General features: G+C 63.9%; 10 protein-coding genes. 5 read left to right on the top strand and 5 right to left on the bottom strand.

Features of this window, described 5'->3' with window-relative positions; translation table 11 throughout:
* Window positions 1-5 precede the first annotated feature (5 nt).
* Entirely contained in the window at window positions 6-2,225 is a 2,220-nt protein-coding gene (locus IE191_RS08710) for a GumC family protein (RefSeq protein WP_229815199.1), read from the top strand.
* Entirely contained in the window at window positions 2,218-3,432 is a 1,215-nt protein-coding gene (locus IE191_RS08705) for a hypothetical protein (protein WP_191323970.1), read from the top strand. Before IE191_RS08710 ends, IE191_RS08705 begins: the two co-directional genes overlap by 8 nt.
* A 91-nt stretch (window positions 3,433-3,523) precedes the next feature.
* On the opposite strand, the gene IE191_RS08700 is transcribed toward IE191_RS08705, so the two are convergent.
* Together IE191_RS08700 and IE191_RS08695 are read right to left on the bottom strand one after the other, a co-directional pair.
* Complete coding sequence (locus IE191_RS08700; RefSeq protein ID WP_191323969.1) at window positions 3,524-4,465, bottom strand: glycosyltransferase family 2 protein; 942 nt, start codon at window positions 4,463-4,465, stop codon at window positions 3,524-3,526.
* The gene (locus tag IE191_RS08695) at window positions 4,462-4,905 is read right to left on the bottom strand and encodes a hypothetical protein (RefSeq protein ID WP_191323968.1); all 444 of its coding nucleotides are present in this window, start codon (window positions 4,903-4,905) and stop codon (window positions 4,462-4,464) included. Before IE191_RS08695 ends, IE191_RS08700 begins: the two co-directional genes overlap by 4 nt.
* Before the next feature lie 138 nt (window positions 4,906-5,043).
* On the opposite strand from IE191_RS08695, the gene IE191_RS08690 reads away from it, so the two are divergent.
* Window positions 5,044-6,459, top strand: a complete 1,416-nt coding sequence (locus IE191_RS08690; RefSeq protein ID WP_191323967.1) for an oligosaccharide flippase family protein — start codon at window positions 5,044-5,046, stop codon at window positions 6,457-6,459.
* Window positions 6,460-6,472: 13 nt separating this feature from the next.
* On the top strand, window positions 6,473-7,657 hold the full coding sequence (locus IE191_RS08685) for a polysaccharide pyruvyl transferase family protein (protein ID WP_191323966.1): 1,185 nt from the start codon (window positions 6,473-6,475) through the stop codon (window positions 7,655-7,657).
* 225 nt (window positions 7,658-7,882) lie between these two features.
* Here the strand turns inward: IE191_RS08685 and IE191_RS08680 are convergent, their stop codons facing one another.
* From IE191_RS08680 to IE191_RS08670, 3 genes are all read right to left on the bottom strand, one after another.
* Window positions 7,883-8,929 carry a glycosyltransferase gene (locus IE191_RS08680; RefSeq protein WP_191323965.1) on the bottom strand — a complete coding sequence of 349 codons (1,047 nt, stop codon included), beginning with the start codon at window positions 8,927-8,929 and terminating at the stop codon, window positions 7,883-7,885.
* Between the two features lie 73 nt (window positions 8,930-9,002).
* Complete coding sequence (locus tag IE191_RS08675; RefSeq protein ID WP_191323964.1) at window positions 9,003-10,019, bottom strand: acyltransferase family protein; 1,017 nt, start codon at window positions 10,017-10,019, stop codon at window positions 9,003-9,005.
* Window positions 10,016-11,314 carry a hypothetical protein gene (locus IE191_RS08670; protein WP_191323963.1) on the bottom strand — a complete coding sequence of 433 codons (1,299 nt, stop codon included), beginning with the start codon at window positions 11,312-11,314 and terminating at the stop codon, window positions 10,016-10,018. The genes IE191_RS08675 and IE191_RS08670 overlap by 4 nt, the downstream gene beginning before the upstream one ends.
* 26 nt (window positions 11,315-11,340) lie before the next feature.
* Here IE191_RS08670 and IE191_RS08665 point away from each other — a divergent pair, with 26 nt between their 5' ends.
* Window positions 11,341-12,699 (top strand): hypothetical protein, encoded by a 1,359-nt coding sequence (locus tag IE191_RS08665; protein WP_191323962.1) that lies wholly within the window; start codon window positions 11,341-11,343, stop codon window positions 12,697-12,699.
* The last annotated feature ends 3 nt before the right edge of the window (window positions 12,700-12,702 follow it).

Genomic DNA, 12,702 nt, shown 5'->3' with positions numbered 1-12,702 from the left:
CAGCTATGAACAATGCTTCGGCAGATCACTATGCGCCGCGCTCCACGATGGATGTCGACGGCGGTCCTGAGGATATCTACGAGGACGCGCCGTCGTTCGATTTGCGCAAGTTGTTGATGATCGTCAGGGCCAATCTGCTGATCATCGGCCTGATCGTGGCGATTTGCGTGGTGCTGGCTTTCGTCATCACCTTGCTGATGACTCCTCGCTATACGGCGCAAGCCACGGTGCAGATCAACAACCAGTCTGCCCAGGTGCTGAGCGACGAGCAGGACCCTTCGCAGTCCGAAGCCGCCTCGCCGCAGGACACCGATCGCTTTCTCAAGACGCAGATCGCGATCCTCAACAGCCGCGCCATTGCCGAGCGCGTTGCGCAGCGGCTCCGCCTGATTGGCAATCCCAGCTTCTATAATGCGATGGGCGCGCCGGCGCCCAAGCCCGGCGCTTCGAACGAGGCGATGCGCGACTACACGCTGTCGCTGCTGGTCAAGGCCGAACTGGCCGACATGGTGCCCTCCTCGCGCCTGGCCACGATCAGCTTTACCAGCACCGATCCGCAGCTTTCGGCCAAGATCGCCAATGCCTGGGCCAACGAGTTCATCCAGGCCAACCTTCAGCGCCGTTATGACAGCTCGGCCTATGCCCGCGAATTCATTTCGGGGCAGTTGGCCGAAGCCAAGGCCAAGCTCGAACAGTCCGAGCGCGATCTCAACGCCTATGCTCGCGAGGCCGGGCTGATCCATCTGCGCGATGCCAATGCGCCGACCACGCCCGATGCCGGTGGCGGCGATGCTTCGGGCGGCAGCTCGGTCACGATGTCGAGCCTGCTCCAGATCAACACCGCGCTGAACCAGGCGCAGGTCAACCGCATGGCGGCCGAGCAGCGCTGGAAGGCGATTTCCGGCCCGAACCTGATGTCGGCGCCCGAAGTCCTGGCCAATTCCACGATTGCCGGCCTGCTGACCAATCGCGCGACGGCCCAGGCCGAGCTGGAACGCGAACGCGCCCGCCATCTCGAAGACTATCCCTCGGTGCAGCAGGCGCGCGCGCAGGTTGCCGCGATCAACCAGCAGCTCAACGCCGTGGCCCAGACCATCCGGTCCTCGGTCAAGCAGCAATACGATGCCGCGGTGAACGCGGAAAACCAGTTGCAGAGCGATCTGGCGAAGCTCAAGGGTTCGACCCTGGCCGAGCAGGATCTCTCGGTGCGCTACAACCTGCTGGCCCGCGAAGCCGATACCAACCGCTCGCTCTATGACGGCCTGCTGCAACGCTTCAAGGAACTGAACGCCGCCGCGGGCATCAGTGCCAGCAACATCGCCATCATCGATGCCGCCGAAGTGCCGAACATTCCCAGTTCGCCGGTGCTGATCAACAACCTGTTGATCGCGCTGCTGGCCGGCATGGTGCTGTCGGGCCTGATCGTCCTGATCCGCTACCAGCTCGACGATGCGGTGCGGGTGCCCGAGGACGTCGAGGACAAGCTGGGGATCTCGCTGCTCGGCGTCATCCCCACGGCAGAGGATACCACTCCCAGCGCGGCGCTCGCCGATCCCAAGTCGGCGATCAGCGAAAGCTACAACTCGCTGCGCGGTGCGATGCTCTATTCCACGCCGAACGGCCTGCCGCGCACGATCCTGGTGACCAGCTCGCAGCCGTCGGAAGGCAAGTCCACCACCAGCCTGGCCATGGCCGAAGGGTTGGCGCGGCTGGGCCACCGCGTGGCCCTGCTCGATGTCGACATGCGCCGCCCGGCGCTGCACGCGGTGATCGGCATTGCCAACGATGCCGGCATGTCCAGCCTGTTGACCGCGCAGCACAGCGTCGATGACGTGCTGCGCCCGACGGCGCACGAAAACCTGTTCGTGATCACCTCGGGGCCGATCCCGCCCAGCCCGACCGAACTGATCAGCTCGGGTCGCCTCAATGCCGTGCTTCAGGAACTGAGCGCGCGATTTGACGTGGTCATTCTCGACAGTCCGCCGGTCCTGGGCCTGGCCGATGCGCCGCTGATGTCGGCGGTGGTCGAAGGCGTGGTGCTGGTCGTCCAGTCCAACCGCAGCCGCCGTGGCTCGCTCAAGGCGTCGTTGCGCCGCCTGCGTTCGATGCATCCCAACGTGCTGGGCGCGGTGCTGACTATGTTCGACGCGTCGAAGATGGGCAACCGCTACTCCGAATACTATGGTTACAGCTATTACCGCTACTCGCCGGAAGCCAATGGCTGACCTTGCCATGGCGCAGCCGCGCGTGCCCGGATGGCTGTCCATCGCAGGCGCGGTTGCCTTGGCATGCTATGGCACCGTTGCCGCGATCAGCGGTGCCGACCGGCTTTCCACCACGCCCGACAGCACCACGCGCGGGCTGGTGGGATGGCCTTACGACACGATGTCGGCGCGCATGCGGGCCATGGACGCGCTCGACATGAACCAGCCGGCCGAAGCCGAGCGGCTCGCGGCCAGGGCGGTGGCGTCCGATCCGATGGACCCGGTGGCAATCGGTGTTCTGGGCCGGGCACGGCAGGCGCAGGGCCGGAGCCAGGCTGCGGAGGCGGCGTTCCGCGTTTCCGGCAACATGGGCTGGCGCGATGTCGCCACGCAACTCTACTGGATCGATCGCGGGCTGGATCTGGGCGACGCCAACGTCGCGGCGCAGCGGCTCGACGCCATCATGCGGCAGTTTCCCGACAACACCAGCCGTGATGCGCTGATCAACGATGTGACAGCCAGTGTCGAAGGCCGTACCGCGCTTGCAGCGCGCTTTGCGCAAGGCGCGCCGTGGCAGGCCGCGTTCCTTCTGACGCCGGATGACACGCCGCCAGAGGTCTTGCTGCAACGAGCCGATGTCATTCGCCGCGCCCCGCGGCACACCTTCGCCTGCGATCGCATGGCCTGGCTGACGGCGGCACTGGCCAAGGCAAACCTGATGGACGAGGCGCAAGAAGTATGGCTGCGCTCGTGCGATGCCGGCACGTCGCTTGTCCATGATGGCGATTTTGCCAATCTCAATCTCGACAACCAGTCGCGCGCCTCCTTGTTCGATTGGCGCGTACCGGCGGTGGGCGATATCGAGATGCTCGTGAACGAACCGACGCCGACCACCGGTGGGCTGCGCCAGGTCGATGTCCGCGTCAACGGCGCCTCGACCCAGCCGGTGTTGCAACAGATGCTGGTGCTGCCGGCCGGGCGTTATCGCATTTCGTGGACCATGCCCGAAGCCGACGGTCTCGCGCTGCGCTCGCTGCGGGTCGGCATGGGCTGCACGTTCGATCAAGGCCTGGCGCAGACCCCAACGCGCTTGCCGGATGGCAAGGATCGGGTCGGGACGGAAATCCTGCTCGATTCCACCTGTCGCCTGCGCCCCCTGGCGTTCTGGCTCGCCCCGAGCGTGGATGTGCACATTGCCGATGTGAAGCTGGAGCGGGTTGGCAACTGATACTCGCTGCCTGGCTGCCGCCGACTGCCAGATACGAAAAGGGCCGGCACCCACTGGGTGCCGGCCCTTTCGTTTTTTACATCGGGCTGGTTCAGGCTTGCTCTGCCACCGGGGGCAGGACATAGGCCGGCGCCTTGATATGGTTGCGTGGCAGCAGGCGGGCATTGCGGCGCGGCAGGAACGGGCCGGCCATCAGGCACAGCACGCGCACGAACGCGGCCTTGGCGCGCGGCTTGTTGCCGGTAAGCAGCGATACCACCACGCGCGCCGATGCCCGGAAGATCGCGCGCACGTAGACATAGCGATAGCCATGCTGGAGCAGGGCAGAGCCGTTGCCCAGCGAATAGAAGAAATAGCGCTCGATGTTCACGTCGACATTGCTGTCGAGCGGTGGGTGATCGATGAACAGCGTGGCCACGCGCTGTCCCTTGTATCCCGCCTTGAGCAGGCGATAGCCAAAGTCCATGCCTTCGCTCGATCCATGGATGCAGCCGATGCCGAGCGTGGGGTCAAAGCGCGTGGCGGCAAAGGCCTCGCGCTTCACCATCAGCCCCGGTTCCCACAGGTTGTTGAGCATGTTGTTGAAATCATAGATCACGTCTTGCGTGATCGGTGCGGCCGACTGCACATCGCCTTCGGAGCGGATGTTGCTGGCGATGAAATCGAGCCCGCGTTCCTGCATCATCCGTGCGGTGCGCCAGAGCTGGTCGGGCTCGATCGGATAGACATCGTCGTCATAGAACGCGATCAGGCCGTGGCGCGTGTGGTCGGCGCCGATGTTGCGGGAGTCGGCCGAGCTGCAAAGGTCGGTGATTACCGTGGTCACGCCATCAAAGCGCGGGAACAGCGCCGGATCGAAGCCCTGCCAGACCAGCACGATTTCGAGATCGACTTTCTCCTGGGCCTGCAACTTGCGGATGACTTCGGCAAGGCGCTCCTCGCGGCCAGAGCGTTCGATGGTGCAGATCACGATCGAGATCGCGACCCTGTCGCCGGTTGTTGCCTGCACAGGCGCAAGAATTTCAGTGGTCATGCCAATCCCCGTCTGACAGAATCAATCTCTATTCGCGATGTCCGATCACGCGGCTCGCGGCAATAGCCATCCAACACTTTCCAGCCTCTTCGGCAAGAATTTTGCTGCGATAGCGAAATAAATCCGCGTGCCGTCGCTTCGGCTGCCGGCACGCGTCCGGCAGGATCGCCGCCAAAGTTGCTCAGAAATACGAATGCGCCAATCGGTTGGTAAATGCTGCATTTGCCATGCTGCGCTCTGCCACCGAAGACAAGGTGCAGCATGACCCGCAGGTTTGCCGGGGCAATGGCCTTGTGCATGCGGGATTTTCCGCGTGATGCAGGCAGCATCGGCAGGGTGAAGGCCTTGTCCTTTGCTGGGGTGGTGCGGCCAGGCAGGGCGGCGGCGATCGGCCGGGTTGAAAACAGGTGGTGCGGGACACTTCCCGCCGATGGACGCAAACTCTTGCTGCATCGCAAAATAGGCTGTAACCCGAGACAGGGTCACGTTCGCGCGGGGGCAGTAACGATGCAGTGCGATTACGGTCCGGCAAGGCTTTGGACGGTTCTGATCACGCTATGAGTTATTCGAAACTTGCCATGAAGGGCGCGATCTGGTCGTTGCTCCAGGTCTTGGCTGAGCGGTTCACGCAGACCGTCGTGATGCTGACGGCGGCCTTGTTCCTTGGCCCGCACGAATTCGGCGTGGCGGCGATGGCCACTGCGCCGGCGATCGTCACGGCCGCGACGCTGCAATCGGGCAACCAACTGGTGATCCAGCGCGACGAGGCCACCCCGGCTTTTCTCGATACCGCGTTCAGCCTGTTCCTGTGGCTGGGCGTGCTGGCAGCGGTCGCCATTGCGGCCTTGGCGTTCGTCTTCCGCATGATGCCCGGCTATGATGCGGTGTACCTGATGATCCTGCCCACCGCGCTGGCGCCGCTCGCGGCCGGGGTGGGCGTGGTGGCCGAGGGGTTGCTGGAGCGCTCGTTCAACTATCGCGTGCTTGCCGTGCGCAAGACAGTGGGTCAGGCGATTGCCGGCGTGGCCTGCTGCACCCTGGCCGTGCTCGGCTTTGGCGCGTGGAGCATCGTGGTGCAGGTGACGGTGGCGCCGGTCATTTCCACCGCGATCAGCATTGCCGCCTCGGGCTGGCGGCCCCAGCGGCTGGCCGGCTTCGACGCGATGAAGGAACTGACGCGGTTTTCCGGCGCGCTGCTGGGCTTTTCGGCGATGAACCAGATCAACATCCGCTCGGTGGACGTGATCGTCGGCTTCATCGCCGGCCCCACCGCCACGGGCGTGTTCCGCCTGGCGCGCACCGTGCTGGATCTGGCGGTCAGCCTTTTCCTCAACCCGATCAACAACACGCTGCTGCCGATCTTCTCGCGCATGGTGGAAGACCGGCAGCGCACGGTCGAGGCCATGTGGCGCGCCTGCGGCATCACCAGCCTGGTCGCCTCGGTGCCGTTCGTCGCCTCCGCCTTTGCCGGGCCTTACGTGGCCGAGCTGGTGTTCAAGGACAAATGGCCACACCTGGCGCAGATGATCACCATCCTGTTGATCTCGCTGCCGCTGATCGCCGTTGTCGTGCCGATGCAGACCTACCTGGTGGCGATCGGCCGGCCGAAGCTGGCGTTCTTCAACAATGTCATCCAGACGACGATGAACATCGCCTTCATCTGGGTGGGGGCCTATTTCGGAGTGCTGGCGGCGGGCACGGCCTTCGTCATCCGCTGCTTCCTGGGCGGCGGCATTCTCATCTACGTGATCACGCGCCTGGTGCCCGAAATCCGCGTGGCGCGCGACGTGGTCATGTCTCTGCCCACGGTGCTGGGCCTGGCGGTGGTGGCGGTGGTGAGCAGCCTGGTCTGGGCTGCCAACCTCGATCTCAACCACCTCGGGCCGGCGCTTTCCGCCACGATGCTGGCGCTGCTGCTGTATGGCGGCATGGCGCTGGCATTTTTCCGCGATCGCCTGATTACCGTTTTCGCCGCGATCAAATCCAAACGCTGAAGGAGGACTGTCCATGGCGCGCATTGCCGTCATCTGCGCCTTTCTGCCCAATCGCAACACGGGCATGTACACGGTGGACCTGTCCGCCTACGCCTATTTCCAGAACGCCTATCCCAACGACGAGATCGCCTATTACGCGCTCGGCCCGTTGGAGAAGCTGGGCTATACCCCGGCCGAGACGCACCAGCAGTATCTGCCGCTGCAAGACCACGTCGATGCCGTGCGCGAAGCCGATCTCATCGTGTTCTGGGGCGATTTCCTCCATTCCAAGCCCTATTGGGAAGTGGACCTGTCGAAGTGGCTGGTGCGCGACGGGATCTGCGCCGATCACACCGCCGCGATCGAGCTGATCTATCGCGCGTTCATGCTGGAAGATGCCAGCGATGCGGTGCTGGGCAAAGTCGTGGTCTACGGGGGCACGATCATCACCATCGGCGCGGGCGACCTGCGCGATGCGCGCTACAACGCGGCGCTGCGGCGGCTGATTACGCGCGCGGGCGGCATTCACTTCCGCGATGCGCTGTCGCAGATGAAGTCCTCCCCCTTGCGCGGCAACCGCAGCGTGCTGGGCAGCGATTGCGCGCTGCAACTCTCGCGCGATGATTTCACCCGCTATGGCGTGGTCGATGCCTTTCCCGAGCAGCCCGGCGAAAAGATGGGCGTGTTCTTTGGCCGGGCCAAGTGGATTGCCCAGCCGCTGGCCCTCTCGCGCGCCCTGGCGGCGCAGACAGGGCGCAAGGCGCAATGGATTCCCTGGGTCGATTCGGCGCCGCGCCAGTTGCCGCTGGCGCGCCTGTTCGGCTACCCGGCCCGGCGCCTGCCGCCGCTGCCGCGCGAATTGCTGGCCAGCCTGCTGGAATGCCGCTTTGTGCTGACCGATACCTATCACTTGTGCGTCAATGCCTGGAACCTGGGCATTCCGGCGGTGTGCCTGGGCTATGGCAGCCAGCATGTGGCCCACACCCTGGGCGACAAGAAGAAGGAAATCCTCTTCGCCCAATATGGCGCCAGCCCTTACTACCTCTATCGCGAGCACATCGCCAATCCGGTCTCCATTCCCGCCACGGCCAAGCACATTGCCCGCCTGGTGGAGCAGGACGACATGGCCCGCATCGTGACCGCGACGATTCACGAGCAGGCCGCCGCCGCGCGCGCGCGCCTGGCGGAATCGTGCGACAGCGTGCTCGGCCGCACCTGAACGCCGCTGGCTTGAATACAAAAAAGGGGAGGGCGCCGCGCGCTTTCCCCTTTTTTGTGCCCGGAGCTATCAGAGACTGTTTGGAAATCCGGCTTTGCCGGATTTGCGGCACCGGCCCTCTCCCCCACCCGACCTCCCACAGGGTACTATCGTTGGGAGGTCGGGTGGGGGAGAGGGCCGGTGCCGCAACGAAAATGCGCCTTGGCGCATTTTCAAAACGGGCTATCAGGCCTGGCGCAGGCGTTCTACCAGGGCCTGGGCGATCCCGTCCCAACTGAACCTGTGGCGATAGGCCTGCACCGCTTCGGGCGCGGGGGGAAGCGCGGCGGCTTCTTCCACCACGCGGGCGAGATCGGCCGGGGCGATGGTCAGCGGCACGAACCTGGCCCAGGGCGGCGCGACCTGGCGGTGGATCGCGATATCGCTGCACACCACCGGCAGGCCCAGGCTGCCCGCCTCCACCAGCGGCATGTTGAACCCTTCGGCCAGGGACATCGAAACGAAGCAGGTGGCGGATTGGTAGAGCGCCAGCAGCGCGGCATCGCTGGCATGGCCATGCCATTCCAGCCGCCCGGCGCGCGCGGCCACCTGGCTTTCCCAACTGGCGGCGATATCGCCCCAGCCCTGCCGCCCGACAACGCGAACCGTCCAGGGCGCAGCATGCGTGGCCAGGCTGTCGGCCAGGGCCAGCACCGCGTCATAGTTCTTGCGCGGCTCCACCGTGCCCACCGCGATCACGCCGGGCTCCGTGCGCGCGGGTTCCGGGGCGAGCGCCAGGTCGATCCCCGGCGCATTGCCGATCACGCCCACCGGGCGGCGCAGGATCGTGGCCAGGCTATCGGCCATCAGCGCGGTGGGGGCGAGCACCTGGGCATAATGCGGCGCCATTGCTGCCTCGGCATGGCGGAACAGCGCGCGGCCGCGCAGGTTCATCGCCTCTCCGCGCGTCCACGGGAAATCATCGTGGATGATCCGGACGACCGGCTTGCGCGTGGCCAGCAGCAGCGGGCTGGGCGGAAAGGCGGGGCATACCACCGACTTGACCCGCGCCTCGCGCCAGGCGCGGCTGAGCGGCAGGGTAAGCCAGCCGCGAAAGCCCCCCGGCACCCGCACCACGCCCGGCCCGGTGGGCACGGCGGCACGGGAATCGACAAAGGCAATCGCCTCGGGCGCGATGCGGCGCAGCGCTTCGAACAGGTTGATGGCATAGCGCTCGATGCCGGTGGAGGCATTGGGCCGCGTGGCCAGGACAAGATCAACAGCGATGGTCACGGCGTTTGCCCCCGGTATTGCGTAGGCCGCTAGCTGTGCAAATTCGGGTGCTGCAATGCAATATAAATCGGCGTCAGCTCTGGATTGCCAAGGTCTCGGTCTGGGCATGCGAGGCTTTCCGCCGTTTGCCGAGGCCGAACAGCCACAAGAGATTGGCACGTGCCAGAACGGCATGGCCGGCAATGGGAAGAAGAATGCCAGCGAGAGTCCCGGCAACAAGATAGATTTCACCATAAGGCGGCAGGCCTGCCTTGCGCAGCGCGATGCGCATCCCGGAGGCGGCCATGATGTGCATCACGTAGATGCTCATGGAATATTGGCCAAGCTTGCCCAGGGTTGGGCCGATCGCCTTTGGCGCGGCGGTGACGGCCGACGAAGCGACCAGCAGGCACCCGGCCAGCGCCAGTGGCAAGACCGCTATGTTGAGATAGTACAGCGTGGTGAAGTGGTAAGCGATGGCCAGCAGCGCAAACGCTGCGGCGGCGATCCAGACAGATACCCGTGTCGGGATCACGAGAAGCTGATCGGAAAGTGCCGCACCCGCCGCAAAAAACAGGGCGAAGTGGCCGATATTGAACAGGGTGGTATCGTATTTGAACAGGAACTGCGTGGCGACGAAGCAGACGATCGAGAGGGCCAGCAGAACGCGCGGTTTGAAAACGGCGATCGCGACCTGGAAAACGAAAAGGGTGTAGAGGAACCAGAACTGCGCCATGGGGCGATAGGGGATAGCCAGCAGATCGCTCAGGCTCACTTTGCCATTGGTGATCCGGGCCAGCGCGACCATGATCAAGCCCTGGATCAGCGACCACAAAAAGTAGGGATAGGCGACGGTCACCACCTTGCTGCGCAGAAAACCAGGCGCGCCCTTTCGCAAGGAATGGGGAGTGGTGAGACCGGCGAGAAGGAAGAAGGCCGGCATGTGGAAAGCGTAGATCGTGAAGTCTGCCGTTGCATAAGCAGCATTCCAATCCAGCATCCCCGCATCATGGAGACCGCGCCAGACATGGGCCAGCACCACCAATAGAATCGCGATGCCCTTGGCGCCGTCGATCCACAGGATACGCTGGGACGAGACCTTTTCGTTCATCGTGCGGCCCTGCGCTTTGCCGGCTTGGGCAAGGCTTTTGGCAGAGCGAGCGGGCGAACACCCGCGTAGCCGATGACCATGCCCAGAAGCCCTGCAGTCTTGATCGAGAAGATGGCGCCGCCGAACAGCGCGCCGACCATCATGTAACCGGCGGCGGCGATGTTGATGAACGCCGGTGCCTTTTTGCCGCGCGAGAACATGCCGGCAAAAGTGCAAAGGGCGAGGGGAAGCCCAAGCAGGCCAACACACCGGATAAGGTAGAGGAACCCGCTATCGCCGAACGCCGCGTCCGAAACGCCGCCGATCAGCAGAGTCGAAACCAGCGCCTGCTTGAGCACGTCAAACGTGATTGACAGGCGCTCACCCATGTCACTGTAAAGCCCCGAACCGCCCGATATGTACATGCCCAAAGCCAACAGGAAAATCAGCAACGGCACGACCCAGATCAGCTTTGGGGAAAAGCGGCGAAACGTGAAGCTGGCGGCGGTGGAGCCGATGATCAACATCGTCGGAATGCGTGAGTCCGCAGCAAGCGACAGGAACAGGCAGAGTCCCACCATGATCGCTCGCTTGATCTTATCGAACTTGTAGATTTCGTTGTAAGCGATCGAGGCAATCAGCGCGAAATAGCCCAGTGAAATAGGTTCGAGAAAGACGCTGCCTACACGGTGGTCGGTCAGCGCGAACTTGGAACCGCCCGCGCGCATGGCGCCTTGATACAACCCAAGATCGTTGCCTGCGCTGCCAGAAACTGAATCCGCCACCCACGAGCGGGTGTTCATGAGGAAGTTCAGCGGATTGGCGATGGCGGTGTAGAGCGTTGGCTTGAGGATTTCGATCAGCGCCACGATCAAAACAATGAATGTCAACCGATTCAGCATCTTGACCGGGAATTGCTCCAGCGTGGCCCCGGCCGCGATGAAGATCGGGATGATCAGCATGTCATAGAAGCATTTGGCGTTGAAGCCCTGCGTGGCGCTGGTGATCACCAGCGAGAGCAAGATCAACACCAGCGCCCACGTAAATTCGGGCTTCATCTTCGTTGGCCGAAGATAGAACAGCCCGGCCGCTGCCGCCGTGACGGCCGTCTGGATGACGGTGACCTTGGCGTTGTTCATGCCAAGGCCATGGGCGTTGAGAATCGCAAGGGCGAAGTTCATGAGCGTTGCCGCAGCCAGAACAATGCCACCGAGCATATCCTGCGTGCTCTGGACCGGCTTTTTCAACCAGCGTGTCTTCTGGCGGCGGACCGGACGTCGGGAAATGCCCATGCGGGGATGTGCAGCATATGCCATGCCTTCGCACTAGCATAAGAGGGAACATGAAAGCGATCACTAAAGGCATTCTCGCCGTCGCTTGTGCGGCGTCTTTCGTCCCTGCTGCGCTTGCGTTGCCACCTGCGGGTGGGGCAGCTCCCGTGCCGGCCCAGCCCATGCCGCAACCGCGAATGCACGGCCCTTGGTCGCCGGCTGCGGCGGGGCTGGAAAGCCGCCATCTGCTGGGCCTGATTTCCAATAGCAACGGGCGTGGCAAGACCAGCCTGCCTCCAGCCAGTGGCTGCAACGATGGTGATTACTGGATGGTGTTCCTGGTCGGCGGCGGGCAGATGTCGCTGCCGATTGGCACGGTCTATCCTGGCGATGCCGTGGTGTGCCGCGCAAGCCAGTGGGCCATTCAGCCTGGCCCCGCTTCCGGCCTGCCGGTCGGCACGGTGCAGCCCGGTGATACCTGGCAGGTGGCTGCCGGCGGCGTGTTCGATGGGCTAACGTACAAGGCGGGCGAGCAGGCGGTGCATTATGGCGGCGCCTATTACCATTTCTTCTTGCCGAGCGACTACCGACCCAGTTTGCCGGCGATTGGCCCAGGCGTGTATTGGATCGGGGACAGCATGTCTGCCTACGCACGGTCTGCCGCGAAAGCGGCCATGCCCGGCGTGGTAGTGGATGCCCTGAATTCGGCAGGGTCGGCCGAAATTGCCAGCGTGTTCGCGTACCGGACACTGACGGGCGCGGTCACGCAACGCAACGTGGTCGTGTGGGCGGGGCAGAATACCGAAGACAAATGGTGGGAAACAAGTGCGGCCCTGGATCGCATTCGCACGATCACGCAGTCGCGGGGCCAGCGCCTGATCGTCGTCATCCCGGTTGGCCGGCGCGAGTTCACGTTCAATGGCCAGCGCCTGGTGGGCAAGTGGCAAGAGGCATTGCAGAGCGGCACCGACCTGCGCAACGGGCTGGTGGAAACGCAGGCGCTGATCCGCAAGGACTTTCCCGTGGCCAATGTGGACGCACGTGCAGCCGTACTCGCCGCCGTTGAAGCGCATGCTGCGGCTTTTTCCAATCCCGACCCACAGTTTCCAGGTATGACGGAATTGCAGACGGCCAAGCGATTCGGCCTGGTTCCCCTGTCGGTCTATCAGGATCTGGCCCAGAAAGGGTTTCCCGCGAATGCTGCGTTCGCCGGCTATTGGAGCGACCCCAACCTGCCCGCGCAGATTGCGCCCGGCCAGTATTATATTCGTTCGGCTGGCAAGAACATTGGTGACCTGATTGCCAACATCAATGGCCAGACAACGGAACTGGGCATCGCCGGCCGCAATTCCATTGTGCATTTTGCCGGCCCCAATGCCGACATTGCCAATGCGGCGGTGGTCGCTGCGGTCAGGCGGTTGACGGGCTGAACG

Origin of the sequence: Novosphingobium pokkalii (genome assembly GCF_014652855.1) — a bacterium.
Lineage (GTDB): Bacteria > Pseudomonadota > Alphaproteobacteria > Sphingomonadales > Sphingomonadaceae > Novosphingobium > Novosphingobium pokkalii.
This window is presented reverse-complemented; position numbering and strand designations above follow the sequence as displayed.

Coding starts and splice junctions, on each gene's coding strand:
- IE191_RS08710 (WP_229815199.1), top strand. CDS start 6: ATGAACAATGCTTCGGCAGATCACTATGCGCCGCGCTCCACGATGGAT.
- IE191_RS08705 (WP_191323970.1), top strand. CDS start 2,218: ATGGCTGACCTTGCCATGGCGCAGCCGCGCGTGCCCGGATGGCTGTCC.
- IE191_RS08700 (WP_191323969.1), bottom strand. CDS start 4,465: ATGACCACTGAAATTCTTGCGCCTGTGCAGGCAACAACCGGCGACAGG.
- IE191_RS08690 (WP_191323967.1), top strand. CDS start 5,044: ATGAAGGGCGCGATCTGGTCGTTGCTCCAGGTCTTGGCTGAGCGGTTC.
- IE191_RS08685 (WP_191323966.1), top strand. CDS start 6,473: ATGGCGCGCATTGCCGTCATCTGCGCCTTTCTGCCCAATCGCAACACG.
- IE191_RS08675 (WP_191323964.1), bottom strand. CDS start 10,019: ATGAACGAAAAGGTCTCGTCCCAGCGTATCCTGTGGATCGACGGCGCC.
- IE191_RS08670 (WP_191323963.1), bottom strand. CDS start 11,314: ATGGCATATGCTGCACATCCCCGCATGGGCATTTCCCGACGTCCGGTC.
- IE191_RS08665 (WP_191323962.1), top strand. CDS start 11,341: ATGAAAGCGATCACTAAAGGCATTCTCGCCGTCGCTTGTGCGGCGTCT.